A 17827-nucleotide genomic window follows, 5' to 3' on the forward strand; every position below is an offset into this window, starting at 1 on the left:
AACACTCCAGAAGCCTCAAGCTTAGGTCACTCAAGAGAGTGAGATGTTCAAGTGGCAAGAGTTCAAGCCGTTAACGGAGCACCATTGCCTAGTGACTGATGTCGCGGAGCAACCAAGTGTACTTAGCCACGGCCTTTACACCTAGATAAACTTTACAGCCAGCCCGAAGTGGCTCAACAGCATGAGTGAATAGCCCGGCCAGCAAGACGAAACCCTGTGCCACAGGGCCGAATTACGCCAGGTCATTATCCTCATTTTGTCGGTTTTATGAGGCGATTAAGATTGCTATTCGCCTCATTTTAGCCGGTTTTTTGAGGCGATTAAGGCTGCTATTCGCCTCATTTAAGGTGTCATGATGCTTGGAAAGAGTCACTCCATCATCTGATGAACAGTACATTATCTATATAAATCATGGCTTTATCACAGTTGAGTAGATGATTTGTGATATGTTGTGCAAAAGGATGGCAGTTATTGAGCCAGATCTTGAAGTGTGCTTTTTTACTTGTTCACAGAGCAGATACTGGTTAGAAAGAACACAGCTCTAACACCATAATCTCCAACATAGGAGTAAATAATGAATAATAAATACCCTTATAATCTTCCTTTGATGGATGCGATCCGACATGACTATGAGCGATTTAGGCTTGATACTCATCAGTATTCACACAAGGGATTATTTACTAATGGTGAACGTCTGATTACAGTAATCCTGGAAGTAAAAGATGATCAGGCACTATTAGCAAAACTAGAAGAGCAATATAATCATTTTCGTACAGCAGGTGTCCCACCTGCAATTATCGTTGATGAGATACCGGAGGGCTTTGAACCTATAGCCCTGCGAAATGTCTTTGAAAAAAGTAACCTTCATGGTCAACCAATGAATATGAATGAGGTGATTAATCAGTTGAACCTGAACATCCCTCAAAAATATCATCCTTTCCATTTTGATTTTAAATATCATACTAATGAATTTAGAATTACATTTAAAACTGAACTTACAGAAGGTGATAAAGAAGAGATACAATTGATTTGTGAGTCTCAGGGATATCAAGGATATGATTATATCTTTGAATATGACCCTAGTATCAGTGATTATCCAGGCAAAGTAGTGTTTAAACCAAATCAATTTAACAATTTGCAACTCCCAGCTAGTGGTTTTATACAAAAGCAGTTTTCAAGACTATTGTTGGATCGTTATGAAGAAGATGAAGACTTTTGGCTTCAAAATCGTCAGTCGGTGTTTAGTGGTAAACATTTTCAACAACGAGATCATTTCTTACTGCCAAGCTTTGAAAAAACAAACAAGACTCGTTGCTTTGTTGATGCCTCAGTATTTTCTCGACAAAATCTGAGAGTGTACCTGACTCTCTATGAACAAGTTATTATTGCATTGCCTTTAAATGAAGACTCCGACCATTTTTATCAAATGTTTAAACTCCGATCTTTTGAGTTGCGAGAATTAATTTCTCGTGGACGATTATTGTTTGTTGCACCACAAAACATTGCAAGATATTCTCAAGAACTTCTATTGGAGATCATATCGGTTAACCCTAGTGCAATTATTTTCTCACGGCGTTTAGCAGCAATAACCATCCAAGGGATACAAAATAAATCTGGTATTGTCGGAACTACATTCTCAAACGACGAGCAATATGACTTTGTGCACCAGTGTGCTCGTTCTGGAAATCCTGGGCTACAGCGGTTGGCGAACATGCTATCCGAGCAGTGGCAGATTGGTGAGTATATCGTAAATAAAGAGGGCGCTGCTTCTACGTATCGCTTAGGTTTGTCGGGTTTTGCTATAAGCGAGTATAAGGATAGGGGACGAGATCTGGCTATCGAATTAACATCAGCAAGCTCTAGTTACGAATTTTCCCAGGGATTATGCGCTCATCATTTCCCGTTCGACTCTAATGGCTATTCAGAGGTAGATGCCTGCCGAGTTATTGGCGGATTATATAATGGCGTAGTCGAAAACGCACAGAATATACGAGAGTCAGAGTTGACTATGCTATTGAGTGAAGTGCTAACGATCAACAACGATATGAGCATATTGGAGTTAGATGATGTACTAGCTAGCAGCCTAATTAGAACCTTACCAAAAGTAATAAGTGAGTTTGCCAATATCAATGATGAGCAACGAATGGAGAAAATGTATCTACTAAGAAAAGAACTCAAACAAATAGAAAAAAATCGTTCTAGAATAGCATCATTAGACTTTATAGGAACAGGCTTACCAGCTGCTGCGGGGGCCGTTATGGAAGCTACTAATATGGCGGGTGGAGGCTATGTAGCGCTTGGTGGATGGATGCTTAAAGTATTATCTACTTACAGCAAAGGCTCAAAATTATTAGATAATCCAGTATTTATTAAACTCTCTAGCTTAAACCACCGGGTATCCCAAGATGCCTTAATAGTAAAGCGAGTGCGGGATTCGATTTCTACTATTGGTTAAATGACAGTTGCCAGCACTTATTGCTGCTGTGAGTCACCATTATTTACGAGGCATTAAAAGTTTAAATTCCTACTAAACGCACTCCTTAACTTTTAATGCCATCTAGAAAATTGACTTAGGGTAATAAGTCTCGTATGTCACAACCTAAAGCTCTAGCAAGGCAATATGCTATCTCTAGTGTGACGTTCACTTCACCACGCTCAATACGGCCAACATAGCTTCTGTCAATATCAGCCATTAACGCGAGTCTATCTTGAGACAGCCCCGTTTGAAGCCGCCTTTCGCGTAAGGCATTGCCAAATTTAATTGCTAGATCTTGCATGTATCGCCTCTCTAAAGGCGAGCACTATCTCTAGTTGTCTGGCTCAATGCCACGGACTATAATCCGCAATCGAATGTAAATACCCACTTCAAGTTATCGTAAGAGATAAAGGATAAGTTATGGATGCCCAAGTTGTTTGGTTGCCGATACCACTCTACACGGCGCTCATTCGATTGCAGATGGATGATTTCACTACGACGGAGTGCGTGTATGCAGTCTTTGGTGACACAGAGCATGATCAGGCTCATAAGAGACGTTATGGCCTCATCTATCGTCGTCTGATCAAGCTGGTCAATATGGGTCTTCTAGAACGGAGAAATGTTGATGATGTGCGATTGCATCCAAGCTTTGTAAAAACCCCCATCTTTCATGATGTGATCTTTCAAGAAGAACCGAGTGGCCCAGAGGTTCAGAAGGTTCAGGTGGCCCAGGAGCACAATGAGGAATCGAATGATGCTCTCTTAGGTGAGTTAGAAGCGAAGGCGCGATCCTACCGTATCGAAATTCAGGAGTGCCAGGCAGCAATTGCTGAATACAATAAGCTGCAAGCAGACTTCCCTGCTCTGGACATGACCATTGAGAATGCCCTCCATCGCTCCTATAAGGATTTTCATGGGTTGCGAGGCAAGCTTGGTGCTGTTGAGGCAGTGATAAAGGGATTAGGAGGGACTAGGGTTTCTGGTGGGATGTGAAGCAATTCGTTACAGGCCACCGGAGAACCTTCTAGAAGCAACCCAAGCAGCAGTGTCCGCAATACTCATAGAAATGCGTATGGAGTCACCAAACATGGCACGGTACATCTGCCATAGTGGTGGCTCCATCAAAGTGTAAACACTTTGAGCTCAAAACACGCGTTAGTTTACTTTTTTTTGTAAAAACACGAAGTAAACAGGCAAGCAAAAACAATAAATAACTTTATTTTCAATCACTTAAGAAACAAAAAAGTAAGTTTACACTCTAGTGGAGTTTATAGAAGAGAACGATCTGGCGATTCAGTTGAGGTGTGTTCATGATCCAATCTATGTCAAACTTCGGCTTTGCTCGCTAGTTTACCCCAAGGCTCATGTTAAAACAGATTGATTGCTCATGCTGAAACAGATTGATTTATACACAGATGGCTCCTGCCTCGGTAATCCGGGCCCGGGCGGCTACGGCGCAGTCATGGTCTATGGCAGCCACCGCAAGGAGATCGCCGGCGGCTTTCGACTGACCACCAATAACCGGATGGAGCTGATGGCCGCCATCATGGGGCTGCGTACCCTCAACGAACCCTGCCAGGTGCGCCTCACCACCGACAGCCAGTATGTGCGCCAGGGGATCACCCAATGGATCATCGGCTGGAAGAAGAAAGGCTGGATGACCGCCAGCCGTCAGCCAGTCAAGAACGTCGATCTCTGGAAGGCGCTGGATGCGGAAGTGGTGCGCCATCAGATTGAATGGCTCTGGGTCAAGGGCCACTCCGGTCACCCGGAGAACGAACGCTGCGATGAACTGGCACGCGATGCCGCCAGCGGCAAGCAACTCGCCGAAGACACCGGCTACCAGCCCTGACGCGCCATGCCCGGGGCGGCCATCGACTCGGGCAGACGCCAGCGCCGACGCACCGGCGTGATGGGAAAGCGCCGCTTGCGGGCGGCGATCACATAGACAGATGCCAGGGGTCGGCAATAGTCCCGCCCCAGGCTCTCCCGCCACCAGCCGATCCGGCTCTGTTTGCCCATGAACGAAAAGCCGAAGCGCTCGTCAAACATCACCTCGCACCCCAGCAGTTGCAGCCAATCGGTCACCCGCGCCGGGGTAAACATCCGCGCCGACCAGGGCAATTGATGGCGCATGAATGGCAGATAGTGACCCAACCCCACCAGGCTGGTGGGGTTGTAACCACTGACGATGAGCCAGCCATCCTCGGTCAGCACTCGCTCGGCTTCGCGCAGCACCTGATGGGGATCCGGCGAAAAATCGAGGCAGTGGGCCAGCAGGCAGGCATCTACGCTGCCGGTGCGCACCGGCAAGGCAAGGGGATCGCCCTTGAGATCCAGCAGTCTTCCACCGGGGGCAATGCCTATCTGATGGCGAATGGAGGAGCCACCGCAGGAGAGCTCGGCGCTCAGGGCGCCAATTTTCAGCAGATGATAGCCAAACAGGTGCGGACACCAGTTGTCGAGCCGCTCCTGCAGCTCGGCAGCCACCCAGTCCCCCATGGGCAGCGCCGACCAGCTGGTCGGGATCTCGATCTGTTGTTCGGTACGTGCCAGCTGCATAATAGGACCAACCCGGGGTTCAAACGCCATCTTGTTATATAAGATCCCTTCCCTAAAGAGAACACAAAGAGAAGTCGAGCCATGTATACCGTCATCACAGTTCCCGCCTTTAACGACAACTACATCTGGTTGATCCGCCACGACAATCACTGCCTGGTTGTCGATCCCGGCGAGGCGGCCCCGGTGCTGGAGCGGCTCAAGACCCTGGGGCTCGAACTCGATGCCATCCTGCTGACCCATCATCATCATGATCATGTCGGCGGGGTCGGCGAGTTGCTCGGCCACTTCCCCCATGCCAGCCTCTACGGCCCGAGGCACGATCCCATGCCGGCCCACCACGGCCAGTGGCTCGAGGACGGGGACAGGATCAACTGGCATGGCCTGGGGCTGGATGTCATTCATGTGCCCGGTCATACCCTTGGCCACATCGCCTACCACGGCAATGGCATGCTGTTTTGTGGTGATACCCTCTTCTCCGCCGGCTGCGGTCGTCTGTTCGAAGGCACCCCCGCCCAGATGCACGACTCCTTGCAGCGGCTCGCGGCCCTGCCCGACGACACCCTCCTTTATTGTGCCCATGAATACACCCTCTCCAACCTGCGTTTCGCCCACGCGGTCGAGCCGGACAACCTGGCGATCCAGCAGCGGATCGGGATGATCAGCAAACTGCGTCAACAGGGCCTTCCGAGTCTTCCTTCCCGCCTCGGGGATGAGCGCCATTTCAACGTATTTCTGCGCTGCGAACAGAATTCCGTGAGATTTTCTGCTGAGAAATACGCTCTTAAATGCTTGGAAAATCCAGAGGATACATTCGCCGTGCTACGGGGCTGGAAGGACGTTTTTTGAACAAACCTTGATCAAGGGGCCATTGCCCCTTATGATGCGGGCTGTTTTTCCTAAAGATGACCTGAGCTAGATGAAGCTACGAACGGCCTTATTGGCGGCGCTGTTTCTCAGCGGGTGCCAGAACCTGAGCCATCAGGATGACCGGGCGGTAACGGCAATCGAGCCGATCAAATCGCCCCAAGTCAGCAAGAAAACGTATAAGAAACATTCAGCGCGCTTCCTGTTCGGTGATGAACAGATTGAAGAACTGGATGACACGGACAACCTATGGGTGCGCATCAGCGATGATATGCAGCTTGACTCACATGACAATGCTCGTGTCCGCCAGCAGCGTGATTGGTTACTTCGAAATGATAAGCATATGGCGACCATTGCCAGCCGGGCTGAGCCTTACCTGTATTTGATGGTAGAGGAAATAGAACGGCGTGAGCTGCCAATGGAGCTTATTACCATCCCCATGATCGAGAGCATGTTCGATCCCAACGCCCGTTCCAGCAGCAATGCGGTCGGTCTTTGGCAGTTCGTACCTGCGACCGGCAAGAACTTCGGTCTGCGCCACGACAGCTGGTATGACGGCCGTCGCGATGTATTGGCGTCCACCAATGCCGCGCTGGACTATCTGGAGTACCTGAACCGTTTCTTTGACGGTGACTGGCTGCAGACACTGGCTGCCTACAATGCCGGTGAAGGGCGAGTACGTAACGCCATTATCCGCAATCAGAAGGCCGGTCGACCGACCGACTACTGGTCGCTGGATTTGCCCCGGGAAACCCGGATGTACGTGCCCAAGATCCTGGCCATGGCTGACATGATCCGCAACGCGGACAAATACAATGTCACCCTGCCAGTGCTGGCCAACAAGCCGCAGCTGCGCACCATCAACACCGGTGGTCAGATCGATCTGAACGTGGCAGCGCAATTGGCCGGGGTATCAGCCTCCCAGCTCAAAGAGGTCAATCCGGCCCTCAAGCGCGGCATGACCTCGCCACAGGGCCCCTATCAGCTGCTGGTACCTGTCGAGTATGCAGATACCCTGGAGCTGGCCCTGGCCGACCTGCCCAAGCGTGAGCGCACTCGTGGCGTTCGCTCCTATCAGGTCAGCAGCGGCGATACCCTCTCCCGCATCGCCCAGAACCATGGGGTGAGCGTGCAGCAGCTCAAGCTGGCCAACAACCTGCGCGGCAACACCCTGCGCCGTGGTCAGACTCTGACTATCCCCCACGGGGGCAGTGCGAGTCAGGCAGCCCAGAGCAAGCCGCAACAGCTGGCCAGCCGCAGTGGTAGCAGCAGTAACAGCAAGACCCATTACCAGGTGCGTTCCGGTGACAATCTCTGGAGCATCAGCCAGGCACACGGGGTCACCCATGCCGATCTGGCCAAGTGGAACGGGCTGAACGCCAAGTCGCCGCTCAAACCGGGCATGAAACTGGTGGTCTGGCCCAAGCAGGGCAAGGACAGCAACAAGTCCATGGTCTATCAGGTGCGCCGTGGGGATTCTCTCTCCTCCATCGCCGCCCGCTTCCAGGTCGCCATCAACGACGTGATGCGCTGGAACCAGCTTGGCAAGAGTGATTATCTCAAGCCGGGCCAGGAGCTGACCCTGTTCGTGAAGAACAACAGCTGATACGACATGACCCATATAAAAATACCCCGCCTGGTGCGGGGTATTTTTTTAGCTATTGCTCAAGCCACACGCCTCAGGGGGTGATGGCCTGGGCCGCGAAACGCGCCATGATGGGGTTGTGATCCGAGGCATCGGTGGCCGGTGAGCTCACCTCGACCAGATCCAGATTGCGATAGTAGAGGTGATCGAGCGGGCGACCGAAGGCAGTGCGGCGCAGGTCAGGCACCGGGATCGCTTCCTGCAGGCCGAGCTCCCCCACCAGCTTGTTCAGCCAGTATTCGCGCTTGTCGCTCCAGGTGTTGAAATCCCCGGCCAGGATGACAGGGCCCTGATGGCGATGAATAAGCGCGGTCAGATCGTTGATCTGCTCGCGGAAGGTCGCCATGCCCAATTCAAAGTTGACCGCGTGCAGGTTGACCACCAGCACACCGTCCGGATCCCCCTGCAGGGGATACAGGCTCACCAGCCCGGACTTGGGGATGCGCAGCAGCGGCTCAGGGGAGCGCACACCGCAGACGAACGCCTGCGGCGTCTTGGCCACCGTCATCACGCCAAAGGAGAAGCCGCCCTGAGTAAAGGCTTGCAGCTGTTGCCACTGGAAGTCACCGGTCTTGAGCCAATCCAGCATCTCGGGGCGGGTCACCGACTCTTGCAGCAACACCAGATCCTGGGATTTGGCGTACTCGTCCAGTCCCTCCCGCCAGTTTTTACGCTGACCCTTATAGAGATTCCAGACGGTTATGCCAAATTCACGAGGCAATGCAGTGGAAGCCAATGCTACCAGCGGAGGTTTCTGACAGTTTACACCAGGCACTATGCCTGCCGCCGTGACCAGATGATCCTGATCCGGCACCTCGAAACAACCAACCAGCCCCAGCGTCAGCAGGGAGGTACCCAAGATACGATAACTATTTTTCATTGGCTAACAACCACCTGCCTCTGCAAGGCGCCATGACCATCACAAATGTCATGGACGCCGACTAGTCTCATTATTCGTGTCCGGCCCGACTCATCCATGAGGGATCCCGCAATGGCGAGACAGCACCAGTACCGCGTGACATTTTACGATCAACAAGGAAATTGTCATCAAGTGGAGCTCTCCACCGTCTATCAGATCAGGCGGGATCCCCAGTGCGATCTCTGCCTGTTCGACACCCAGCAGTGCGTGGGCTCGGAAGAGATGCTGGAGCGCATGATACGGCAAAAAACCGGGTTTGAGCAGGAAATATCCATCATCAGCGCCCGGCTTATCTGAGCCGAGTCAGACCGGTACGGGACGGGATTTACCCTGATCGTCGATGGCGACATAGGTGAAGACACCCTCGGTCACGCAGTAACGTTGAGCTTCATTCTCCCGCAGTACCGGCTTGACCCAGACCTCCAGTTTGAGCCGCATGGAGCTGCGACCCACCTTCAGGCAGCGGCCGTAGCAACAGACCACGTCCCCCACCTTGACCGGACTGTGAAAGGTCATGCCTTCGACGGATACGGTACAAATACGTCCTTTTGCCAGCTCCTTGGCCATGATGCCCCCACCTATATCCACCTGGGACATGATCCATCCCCCGAAAATATCGCCATTGGGGTTGGTATCGGCTGGCATTGCCAGGGTTCTCAGCAACAGTTCCCCGTCGGGGTGACGCTTGGTATCGACCATCATTACGACTCTCTATGACAGGAATGAATGGCGGCATGAGCACAGCACGAGGCTCACCCTGAGGCAAACCGGCTATGGGTCATCATGACCGCACTCCAACTATGGATGGCGCATGATAGGGGTCGATCCCCACCTTGGCAAATTGCAATTGCCCGCCAGGCACGGGGATAGGGCGCAGCAGATAATATTGAGCCCCATCCTGTTTCCTCTTTATTGTGCTGCCGGTTCGGCAAACCAGTGGGCCGGATCCGGCCAGCGATAGACGAAGCCGAGCCGCTGGCAGATGCGCTGCCCCTCGATGGGCAGGAAGTCACCCCGTGGCTCGGTGAAGATCGGCGGCGTCAGGCCAAGCAGGCGTGATGCAAACGGATAGAGCTGCTCCCGGCGCGGGTGCACCGGGGCACTCAGGTTGTAGGCATCCCCATCCTGCCCCTTGTCCAGCATCAGCAAACAGGCCGCTACCACGTCATCCAGATGCACCAGGTTCACCGCCTGATCGCCCCCGTCCAGCGTCTTGCCCGCCAGGAACTGGCCAGGGTGGCGCGCCGGACCATAGAGGCCGGCGGGACGCAGCACCATGGCGCACTCAAAGCCGGCCGCTTGCACCGCCTGCTCGGCGGCCAGCATCCGCGCTCCTCGTGCATGGGCCGGGCTGGGCATCTCCTCCTCACTCTGCCCTGGAGCCCACACCGAGGTCGCGCTGATAAACAGCACCTTCTTTGTGCCCGCCGCCTTGGCCAGCAGGCAGAGTCGTGCTACCGCCGCGGGGTAATCCTCCGTCTTGCTCGGCGGCACGCAAATCACCATCTCATCGCAGGTGAACGGTAACGGCGCCGCCATCTGAGGCGCCATCAACAGCGGCAAGGCGGCGATCCCCTCCCCGCGCAGGCGCTCTGCCTTCTCGGCCGAGCTGACGGTCACCAGCACCCGTTTACCCGCGTCCTGCAATGCCTTCGCCAGTGGCAATCCCAACCAACCAGCCCCCAAGATCCCCGTCTGACTCATGTTCGCTTCTTGCATTGGTAAAATCCTGACAAAAAAAAACGGCCATCCATGATGACCGTCGAAAGTAACGAAGGAAATAGCTGGATTAACCAGTTACCTCCCACAGCGGGAAAATCGGGAGCGCACGCTCCTAATTCGTGGGGCCTATGCTAGTGGCAGCGCCGGCAAAAAGCTTTGAAGCGGATCACAGTTGAAAAGGATTTCTGAAAGCGCTTTCAGTGATGACCGCAAAAATTGGCCCATTCAGGGCCAATTTATGGCTCAGGCCACGGATTCCCGGCGTACCAGCTCGGCTTCGAACTTGAGTGCCAGGCCGTCGACCGGCTTGTGATCCAGCAGCCGCAAGGCCAGCTCGGCGGCCCGCTCGCCCATCTCCTCGATGGGGTAACGTACCGTGGTGAGCTTGGGATAGATGTAACGGGCGTAGGGAATGTCATCAAAACCCACCACCGACACCTGCTGCGGTATCTTGTAGCCGCGCTCCAGCAAGCAGGAGATGGCCCCCGCCACCATGGCATCGTTGAAGCCCAGCACGGCGCTGAACTCAACGCCCCGCTCCAGCAATGCGCTCATGGCCACGTAGCCGCCCTTCTCGTCGGCGAAGGCACGCCCGATGAGGGCCGGATCCAGCGCGATGCCCGCCCGTTGCAGGGCGAAGCCGTAACCGGCCATCCGCTGCTGGCCATCGACGAACTCCTCGTCATCCGAGGTCACAAAGGCAATCTTGCGGTGCCCGGTGTCCAGCAGATGCTGGCAGGCGGTGGTGATGCCTGCCTGATTGTCCAGCCAGACACAGCGATCCTCGCAACCCGGCACCTGGCGGTTGATGAAGACGATGGGGGTCGTCCCCGCCGCCAGCTCGCTCAGCTCCTCGTCAGGCAGTGCCTTGCTGTGCAGGATCAGGGCGTCGCACTGGCGTTGCAGCAGCGCCTGGATGGCGTGCCGCTCACGGGTCGCGTCATGGTTGCCGGAGACGACGATAGTGAACTTGTTCGCCTTGTCGACCATGCTCTCGATGCCACGCATCATCTGGGCGAAGAAGGGACCACCACAGAGATCTCCCACCAGCACGCCAATGCAATTGGAACGCTTGCTGACCAGGGCCTGGGCGAAACTGTTGGGACGAAAGCTCAGCGCCTTCATGGCTGCCAGCACAGCCTCTCGTTTCTCTGGAGCAACCTGCGCCGTGTTGTTGATGACTCGCGACACCGTCGAGATGGACACATTGGCCATCTGAGATACGTCTTTGATCGTTGCCACTCTCAATTCCTTTGTTATGGAAGCCTGTCTGTGATGATCGGGGCATTATATCGAACCTGCCAGACCAAGACGCAGCGCCCGATCACCTGGCAGGTTTCCTTTTGTAACAAAACCTTAAGGGATAATAACCATTTTGAGGCAAGAAAGGGAGGCAACCGCCGCAGCGATTGCCTCCGCTCTCAGTAGGCGTGATTCAGCTCGCGTTCCGACATGAAACGCAGCGGCTGTTGCAGCTTGTGCTGATAGATGAGGTCAAAGGAGATCACGTTCTGGACATAGTTGCGGGTCTCCCGATAGGGAATACTCTCAACCCAGACATCCATCGGCTTGTTGGTGCTCTGATCGCGCCAGCGTTTGACCCGGCCAGGCCCCGCATTATAGGCCGCCGCCGCCAGGATCCGGTTGCCATCGTAAACATCCAGCAGGCGCTTGAGGTAAGCGCTGCCGAGCCGGATGTTCATGGCCGGATCAAACAACTGCTGCTCGTTGCGATAAGGCACCCCCAGCTTGGCGGCGGTCTCCTTGGCGGTGGCCGGCATCAGCTGCATCAGACCCCGCGCCCCGACCGGTGACTGCGCCAGCGGATAGAGGGCGCTCTCCTGGCGGGAGATGGCGTAGAGCAGGCTGGTGTTCATGGTGCGCTCTTGTGCCATCTGGGAGAAGGCACGCTTGAGCGGCAGCGGGAAGCGCAAATCGAGCGCATCCCAGGCCTCGGCCCGGATGCTGGACAAAATAGCCAGCTCATGCCAGCCCTGATTGAGGGCGATGTGGCCAAACTCGAGACGCTGGGCGACCGGATTGCGATCCATGTTGTGGATCCACTCGGCGCGCGCCGCGGTGATCTCGTTCATCGCCAGCAACTCGCGCACCCGCAGCAGGAAGGGCCAGCGGCTGCTCGCCGTGCGCCAGTCCGGTACCTTCTTCGCCACACTCTGGTTCTTGATGCGATAAGGCACGCCGGTGCGCTGGGCCGCCATGAAGCCATAGAAGCCGCGCAGGTTGGCGGTTTCGAGATAGAGATCCCGCGCCAGTTTCTGCTGACCCTGCACCTCCAGAGAGCGTGCCAACCAGTAACGCCAGCGATCTTCTTTCTGCAGCGCGATGGGCATCTTCTTGACCCAGCCGGACAGGCCACGCCAATCCTGCTCCCAGATAGCGAGCCGAGCCCGCAGCTCCAGCAGCTCGGCATCCTTGCTGCGCGCCAGGGCCGCATCCAGCCAGCTACGCTGGACCAGGGATCGGTCGAGCAGCAGGCGACGGGCGGCCGCCCGCTCGATGGGGGCCACCTCAGCCTGGCTCAGGCCAAAGCGGCGCTTCATCTCCCCCAGCTGGCGCAGCGCCGCCTCGGGATCTTGATTGGCATAACGGGCAAGGCCTAGCGCCAGCAGGTGTTTGGACTGAGGCGCCGTCGTGAAATAGGCCGGATTCATCGCCTTGGCGGGCTGCTCATAGAGGGCAATCATCTGATCCCCGTAGGGTTTCAGGTTGCCGCTCAGCTGGGCGCCGAGATGGCGGATAAGATCGGGGTTTTGCGCCTCAAACGCCAGGTTCATCCGTTGCCAGATCTTATCCTGAGTGCGCAGGCCCGCCTGTTGCCAGAGCTGGAACAGGGGATCGCAGGCATCGGGCCTGGACTGACCGCTCAACCAGAGCTTGCCCGCTTCATTCAGCGCCTCCGTGCGCTGCCCGGTGTAGTAGCGCGCCTGATAGTGCTGACAGAGCAGGTCGGTGGAACTCGGCTTGGCCGGATAGAAGCGCAGGAACTGGGACCACTGCTCACTCTGGGCAAGGTAGGTGAGGTAAGCGCGCTCAAGGCGATTGGACTGGGGGGTATCCCCGTGCTGGCGGATGAAGCGGGTCACATCATCGTAGTCCGCCGCCCCCGGCCGGAAGGCCAGCTGGTAGTAATCCAGATAGGGCAGCAGTGGATAGTGGGTCAGCCGCGCACGAATTTGCTGGAAACGGGCCTGATCGTCGGCCCGCACCGCATCATAGGCCTGCCGATAGAGGGATTGCTCCATGGTTTGCGCCTCGGCCCGTGCCACGAGTCCTGGCACACACAGAGCCGACAAGATGATTCCCCAGACGACTTTCACGAATAGCATTCTCCCTGAGAGGCACAACCACCGCCCGCTGGCGATGGTGACATGACACTCATTCTACCCGTTAACCTTGGGGGCTACGCCACACTATTTTTATCGGCTGGCGCGGCGCGATCCGGGCGAGCCAGCCGGCTGACATAACGCTCCAGATAGGGTACCGGCAACGGCTTGGAGGCGAGGTAGCCCTGGAAGAAATGACAGCCCTGGGCCTGCAGGAATTCCAGCTGCTGGCGGGATTCGACCCCTTCCGCCGTCACGTTGAAGCCCATGTGACGGGCCATGGCGATCACCGCCTCGACGATGGCCATGTTGTCGCCATCCTTGGGGATGTCCTGGATGAAGGATCGGTCGATCTTGAGCTCATCCGCCGGCAACCGCTTGAGATAGCTCAGGGAGGAGTAACCTGCGCCAAAATCATCGATGGCAAAGCTGATGCCAAGCGCCTTGAGCTCGGTCATCTTGCTGATGGTGTCCTCCGCATGGCCCAGCACCACGGATTCGGTGATCTCCAGGTTCAGGCAGGCGGGATCCATGCCGGTGGCGGCCAGCACGTCGTGAATACAGTCGACGAAGTCGTGGGCGTGGAACTGCTTGGCGCTGACATTGACCGACAGCTGGGGCACGTGGATGCCGTTCTCCTCCCAGGAGACATATTGGGTGCAAGCCTCATGCAATACCCAGTTACCGATGTCAACGATGAGATCCGTCTCCTCGGCGATGGGGATGAACTCGGCGGGCGAGACCAGCGCACGGCCCGGCGGTTGCCAGCGGATCAGCGCCTCGACCCCGATGATGTCTCCCCCTTCCACCATGTGCTGGGGCTGATAATGGAGCGTCAGCTCCTGATTGTTGAGGGCACTGCGCAGTTCGTTGTGAATGAGCAGGCGACGGTCGGCCTGCAACTGCATGGAAGCATCGAAGAAACGCCGGGTCTTGCGACCGGCCGACTTGGCCTGATACATGGCGGTGTCCGCCTGCTTGAGCAAATCTCCCGCCTCCTGCTCCCGGCCGGGGAACAGGGTGATACCGACGCTGGCACCGATGTGCAGCACTTGGCCACCATGGGTATAGGGGGCGGCAATCTCGCCGATGAGCCGCTCGGCGATAAGATCCGCCTGCATCTCCGCCTGGGGTGGACTAGTCGACAACGATGGCAACAGCAGCACGAACTCGTCGCCGCCGAGCCGAGCCAGACAGTCTCCCTGCCTGACCAGCCGCTTGAGGCGACAGGCCACTTCCTTGAGCAACCAGTCGCCGGTGGCGTGGCCGAGGGAGTCGTTGATGGTCTTGAAGTGATCGAGATCGATAAACAGCAGGGCACCAATCAGGTGCTCGCGGGTTGCCTCGATGAAGGCCTGGGCCAGGGTTTCATGCAACTGCCGGCGATTGGGCAGGCCGGTCAGCTCATCGTAATAGGCCAGATCCTGAATGCGGCGCTCCGCCGCCTTACGCTCCGAGATGTCTTCAAAGAAGATGACGTAGTGGCTGATGCCCCCCTTGTCATCCTGCACCGGGGTGACTATCTCCCACTGGGGATAGGAGTAACCATCGGCATGCAGTCGCAGAGTCTCCCCCTGCCAGCGGTCGAGGGCATTGAGCTCATAGCCAAGGCCTCCCAATGCAAACCAGAGATCGTTGCCAAGGTGCCGGCCTATCACGCCCTGGCTGTCGAAGCCGGTGATCTGGCTGAAGGCATAGTTGACCCGCAGGATCTTGAAATCGGGATCGGTGATGATGATCCCTTCGTGGGTCTCGAACGCCACGGCAGAGAGCCGCAGTTGGGCATCGCTTTGCAACCGCTCCAGCTCGGCCACCATGCGCACCGAGAAGATGGTCAGCACCGAGCCCAGATTGGCGGTCTGGGTCTGGCTCGGGAACAGCAGAGCCAGATGGCCCAGGATCTGGCCAGTGCGATCAAACAGCGGCTGGGCGTAATAGTGCTGTCCCGGTTGCAGGCAGGCACAATCGGTCATGGGTTCGCTGATGAAGGCAGCGTTGGCGGCCCCCTGCCGGTAGAGCTGCTGGCAGGGCATGTCGGCGAGGGCATACTCTTTGAGATCGATGCCATGACTCGCCAATACCCTGAGCCGATCGCGGCCGACACGCTCGGTCAGCCAGACCGCATTGGCCCCTAAAATGTGGGCCAACTCGTTGACCAGAGTGTTGCAGAAATCGAGCCCCGTCTTGGCAGAGAGCGCTTGCGCCAGCTGGGCCAGCAAGGGGTCTTGCAACAGCGGTGGTTGCTGGACGATGGTGGCAGCTTGATTGCTCACCACGTTTTGCGTCACATCCAGCGGCGCCAGCCACCCACAGCACAGCTGCTGGGCGGGCACATACTGGCCGCACCAGAGCATATGATGCACGGTACCCGCTTCATCGCTGAGATGACCGATGAACTGGCCTGGCTGGCGTGAATGGTAGAGTCTGGAGAGAAAATCGGCGAAGCCGGGTTCATCCTCTTGCGCCAGCCGCGCGGCCCAAGGGTGAGCCCCCTCCCCCTGCCAGGGTTGGCAAGAGACATGATCAGACAGGCTCCATTGTTCATGCTGCCGATCATAAAACCACATCATTTGAGTGGCTTGCTGTTTCATTTACGACTCCAACACTCACTACAACTACGTAAGCCATCCCTCAGATTCGAGGGAGGGAATATTTACTTGCGCACATACCCGCTTGCACATGGCAGTCAACCTGCAACGCGATGAAATAAGGATGGGTAAAAAGACGAGACTTAGCGGCAAAAACCAGACATCGGGTCGACACAAGGCGCTGCCAAGAGGGGACAGAGACGAGCCTAGTTTCTTCATACTGCCTGCCTGTTTCGTCGAGCTCAAGTGGTTTTTGGCATGAAACGGGAAAAGCTCACAATTTATAAATCGCTAAATAGCCAAGGCATAATTTCGTGACCCAGATCACATTTCAATTCGCTGACATGGGTAATCTGAAGGTGAAGACACAAGTAAGACGACCCAAAGGGGGCCAATATGAAAATCGAAATCACCAGTAAAATCATCGACATCACCCCAGCCATCCGCGAGCGCATTGAATCCCGTTTTGAAAAGCTCGAGCGTCTTCAGGTGCCGCTGATCACACCCCATGTGATCATCTCCAAAGAGCGTTTGATGTATAACATCGAAGCCACGGCCGGTATCCCCAACGGCAAACTGTTTGCACAGGCAGAGCACGAGGATCTGTACGCCGCCATCACCGATCTGGGCCAGAAGCTGGAGCGTCAGCTCACTCGCCACATCGAGAAGCCCATCGCTCGCCGTGCCGCCGCCGCAGGCAAGGAAATTCCTCAACCTGAGCCTGACGAAGCTGACGCCTAAGTCAGGCCGTCATCCCATCCATTGAGCAAAAAGGCGGGCTATCCCGCCTTTTTGCATTGGGTCTGTCATGCCCTCTGCCTCAACTCACTATCTCGACTCTCCGCATCAACTCAACCAGCGCAAGCGGGCATCGACCCCCAGTTTCAACTCATCCAGCAGCGGCAACATGAGCAAGGGCAGCTCTTCCCTCGGCTGAGCCGCCAGCTTGCCCTGCCAGCGTTCGCGTCCCAGCGCCGACAGATTGTCATAGACCGCAGGATCCAGCGCGGGCGTCTTGCTCACCAGAGGCGGCGAGCGCAGCGCCAGCCAGAGCCGCACATCCACCATGCTGCCCCCTTGCTGCAAGCGTTCATTGATCGCGCAATTGCCTGATTCATCCAGCTCCCCTTGCAAGGATGCTTGAGGTGGCAAGCCAAAATGGGCACGCCATACCTTGGCTTGCGGCTCAGCGGCAGGCGAGGCGCCAAACCAGGGTTGCTCTTCGACGGCGTCAGTCAGCAGGGCCAGATGCAATCTGAAATCGGCCCTGTCGCCCTGGCACAGATCCTGGTTGAGGCGCTGGCCCAGCTGGGCTTCATCGACGAGCAGCCGGTCACGGATGGTGCTGGGCAACATGGATAAATCTCAGAAATGAGGGTTTCATTGCTTATCGGCCACAAAGTGGATCCTTTAAGCATTAAAAATCCCGACCAAGGGCTTCACAACCACAGCGGATCTGTTAGTATTCGCCTCGCACTCGCGGAGGGGTTCCCGAGCGGCCAAAGGGATCAGACTGTAAATCTGACGGCTCTGCCTTCGAAGGTTCGAATCCTTCTCCCTCCACCATTTGAGTGCACACAATATGACAGCTATGCCCCGTGGAGGGGTTCCCGAGCGGCCAAAGGGATCAGACTGTAAATCTGACGGCTCTGCCTTCGAAGGTTCGAATCCTTCTCCCTCCACCATTATTCCGCAGACCCGGCCATG

At 55.8% G+C, this 17827-nt stretch carries 16 protein-coding genes and 2 tRNA genes; 9 read left to right on the plus strand and 9 right to left on the minus strand.

Going from position 1 to position 17827, the window contains the following annotated elements:
• Positions 1-574: 574 nt before the first annotated feature.
• Entirely contained in the window at positions 575-2455 is a 1881-nt protein-coding gene (locus BN1137_RS21930) for a hypothetical protein (protein WP_083443422.1), read from the plus strand.
• A gap of 115 nt (positions 2456-2570) precedes the next feature.
• Here the strand turns inward: BN1137_RS21930 and BN1137_RS21935 are convergent, their stop codons facing one another.
• A complete protein-coding gene (locus BN1137_RS21935) occupies positions 2571-2777 on the minus strand; it encodes a helix-turn-helix domain-containing protein (RefSeq protein WP_083443423.1) in 207 nt (68 codons plus the stop codon).
• Between the two features lie 119 nt (positions 2778-2896).
• Between BN1137_RS21935 and BN1137_RS10685 the strand changes: the two genes are divergently transcribed.
• Together BN1137_RS10685 and rnhA are read left to right on the plus strand one after the other, a co-directional pair.
• Positions 2897-3469, plus strand: a complete 573-nt coding sequence (locus tag BN1137_RS10685) for a hypothetical protein (protein ID WP_050718583.1) — start codon at positions 2897-2899, stop codon at positions 3467-3469.
• A 394-nt stretch (positions 3470-3863) separates the two neighbouring features.
• A complete protein-coding gene (gene rnhA, locus BN1137_RS10690; RefSeq protein WP_050718584.1) occupies positions 3864-4328 on the plus strand; it encodes a ribonuclease HI in 465 nt (154 codons plus the stop codon).
• Here the strand turns inward: rnhA and BN1137_RS10695 are convergent.
• Entirely contained in the window at positions 4316-5038 is a 723-nt protein-coding gene (locus BN1137_RS10695) for a class I SAM-dependent methyltransferase (protein WP_050718585.1), read from the minus strand. The genes rnhA and BN1137_RS10695 overlap by 13 nt on opposite strands.
• A gap of 81 nt (positions 5039-5119) precedes the next feature.
• Between BN1137_RS10695 and gloB the strand changes: the two genes are divergently transcribed.
• Both gloB and BN1137_RS10705 read left to right on the plus strand, forming a co-directional pair.
• Entirely contained in the window at positions 5120-5884 is a 765-nt protein-coding gene (gene gloB, locus BN1137_RS10700; protein WP_050718586.1) for a hydroxyacylglutathione hydrolase, read from the plus strand.
• A gap of 70 nt (positions 5885-5954) precedes the next feature.
• Complete coding sequence (locus tag BN1137_RS10705; RefSeq protein ID WP_050718587.1) at positions 5955-7508, plus strand: lytic transglycosylase; 1554 nt, start codon at positions 5955-5957, stop codon at positions 7506-7508.
• Positions 7509-7581: 73 nt separating this feature from the next.
• On the opposite strand, the gene BN1137_RS10710 is transcribed toward BN1137_RS10705, so the two are convergent.
• Entirely contained in the window at positions 7582-8427 is an 846-nt protein-coding gene (locus BN1137_RS10710; RefSeq protein ID WP_050718588.1) for an endonuclease/exonuclease/phosphatase family protein, read from the minus strand.
• Between the two features lie 111 nt (positions 8428-8538).
• Here BN1137_RS10710 and BN1137_RS10715 point away from each other — a divergent pair, with 111 nt between their 5' ends.
• Positions 8539-8763, plus strand: a complete 225-nt coding sequence (locus BN1137_RS10715; RefSeq protein ID WP_050718589.1) for a hypothetical protein — start codon at positions 8539-8541, stop codon at positions 8761-8763.
• A 6-nt stretch (positions 8764-8769) separates the two neighbouring features.
• Here the strand turns inward: BN1137_RS10715 and yciA are convergent, their stop codons facing one another.
• From yciA to BN1137_RS10740, 5 genes are all read right to left on the minus strand, one after another.
• Positions 8770-9168: an acyl-CoA thioester hydrolase YciA gene (gene yciA / locus BN1137_RS10720; RefSeq protein ID WP_050718590.1), complete on the minus strand. Its 399-nt coding sequence runs from the start codon at positions 9166-9168 to the stop codon at positions 8770-8772.
• A 207-nt stretch (positions 9169-9375) separates the two neighbouring features.
• Positions 9376-10185: an NAD-dependent epimerase/dehydratase family protein gene (locus tag BN1137_RS10725; protein ID WP_050718591.1), complete on the minus strand. Its 810-nt coding sequence runs from the start codon at positions 10183-10185 to the stop codon at positions 9376-9378.
• Positions 10186-10431: 246 nt separating this feature from the next.
• Positions 10432-11430 (minus strand): LacI family DNA-binding transcriptional regulator, encoded by a 999-nt coding sequence (locus BN1137_RS10730; RefSeq protein ID WP_050718592.1) that lies wholly within the window; start codon positions 11428-11430, stop codon positions 10432-10434.
• Between the two features lie 179 nt (positions 11431-11609).
• On the minus strand, positions 11610-13526 hold the full coding sequence (locus BN1137_RS10735; protein WP_050718667.1) for a transglycosylase SLT domain-containing protein: 1917 nt from the start codon (positions 13524-13526) through the stop codon (positions 11610-11612).
• Between the two features lie 83 nt (positions 13527-13609).
• Positions 13610-16123 (minus strand): putative bifunctional diguanylate cyclase/phosphodiesterase, encoded by a 2514-nt coding sequence (locus BN1137_RS10740; protein WP_050718593.1) that lies wholly within the window; start codon positions 16121-16123, stop codon positions 13610-13612.
• Positions 16124-16516: 393 nt separating this feature from the next.
• On the opposite strand from BN1137_RS10740, the gene hpf reads away from it, so the two are divergent.
• Positions 16517-16861 (plus strand): ribosome hibernation-promoting factor, HPF/YfiA family, encoded by a 345-nt coding sequence (gene hpf / locus BN1137_RS10745; protein WP_050718594.1) that lies wholly within the window; start codon positions 16517-16519, stop codon positions 16859-16861.
• A 105-nt stretch (positions 16862-16966) separates the two neighbouring features.
• On the opposite strand, the gene BN1137_RS10750 is transcribed toward hpf, so the two are convergent.
• Positions 16967-17476 carry a VC2046/SO_2500 family protein gene (locus BN1137_RS10750; RefSeq protein ID WP_050718595.1) on the minus strand — a complete coding sequence of 170 codons (510 nt, stop codon included), beginning with the start codon at positions 17474-17476 and terminating at the stop codon, positions 16967-16969.
• Between the two features lie 125 nt (positions 17477-17601).
• On the opposite strand from BN1137_RS10750, the gene BN1137_RS10755 reads away from it, so the two are divergent.
• Together BN1137_RS10755 and BN1137_RS10760 are read left to right on the plus strand one after the other, a co-directional pair.
• Positions 17602-17686: transfer RNA gene (locus BN1137_RS10755), tRNA-Tyr, on the plus strand.
• Positions 17687-17720: 34 nt separating this feature from the next.
• Positions 17721-17805, plus strand: a tRNA-Tyr gene (locus tag BN1137_RS10760).
• The last annotated feature ends 22 nt before the right edge of the window (positions 17806-17827 follow it).

It is taken from the genome of Aeromonas tecta, assembly GCF_000820185.1.
Classification (GTDB): domain Bacteria; phylum Pseudomonadota; class Gammaproteobacteria; order Enterobacterales; family Aeromonadaceae; genus Aeromonas; species Aeromonas tecta.

Excerpts from the sequence above, each read along its gene's own strand:
- BN1137_RS21935 (WP_083443423.1), bottom strand. The coding sequence starts at position 2,777 with ATGCAAGATCTAGCAATTAAATTTGGCAATGCCTTACGCGAAAGGCGG.
- BN1137_RS10740 (WP_050718593.1), bottom strand. The coding sequence starts at position 16,123 with ATGAAACAGCAAGCCACTCAAATGATGTGGTTTTATGATCGGCAGCAT.
- BN1137_RS10685 (WP_050718583.1), top strand. The coding sequence starts at position 2,897 with ATGGATGCCCAAGTTGTTTGGTTGCCGATACCACTCTACACGGCGCTC.
- BN1137_RS10705 (WP_050718587.1), top strand. The coding sequence starts at position 5,955 with ATGAAGCTACGAACGGCCTTATTGGCGGCGCTGTTTCTCAGCGGGTGC.
- BN1137_RS10715 (WP_050718589.1), top strand. The coding sequence starts at position 8,539 with ATGGCGAGACAGCACCAGTACCGCGTGACATTTTACGATCAACAAGGA.
- gloB (WP_050718586.1), top strand. The coding sequence starts at position 5,120 with ATGTATACCGTCATCACAGTTCCCGCCTTTAACGACAACTACATCTGG.
- BN1137_RS21930 (WP_083443422.1), top strand. The coding sequence starts at position 575 with ATGAATAATAAATACCCTTATAATCTTCCTTTGATGGATGCGATCCGA.
- yciA (WP_050718590.1), bottom strand. The coding sequence starts at position 9,168 with ATGATGGTCGATACCAAGCGTCACCCCGACGGGGAACTGTTGCTGAGA.
- hpf (WP_050718594.1), top strand. The coding sequence starts at position 16,517 with ATGAAAATCGAAATCACCAGTAAAATCATCGACATCACCCCAGCCATC.
- BN1137_RS10750 (WP_050718595.1), bottom strand. The coding sequence starts at position 17,476 with ATGTTGCCCAGCACCATCCGTGACCGGCTGCTCGTCGATGAAGCCCAG.
- rnhA (WP_050718584.1), top strand. The coding sequence starts at position 3,864 with ATGCTGAAACAGATTGATTTATACACAGATGGCTCCTGCCTCGGTAAT.
- BN1137_RS10710 (WP_050718588.1), bottom strand. The coding sequence starts at position 8,427 with ATGAAAAATAGTTATCGTATCTTGGGTACCTCCCTGCTGACGCTGGGG.
- BN1137_RS10725 (WP_050718591.1), bottom strand. The coding sequence starts at position 10,185 with ATGCAAGAAGCGAACATGAGTCAGACGGGGATCTTGGGGGCTGGTTGG.
- BN1137_RS10695 (WP_050718585.1), bottom strand. The coding sequence starts at position 5,038 with ATGCAGCTGGCACGTACCGAACAACAGATCGAGATCCCGACCAGCTGG.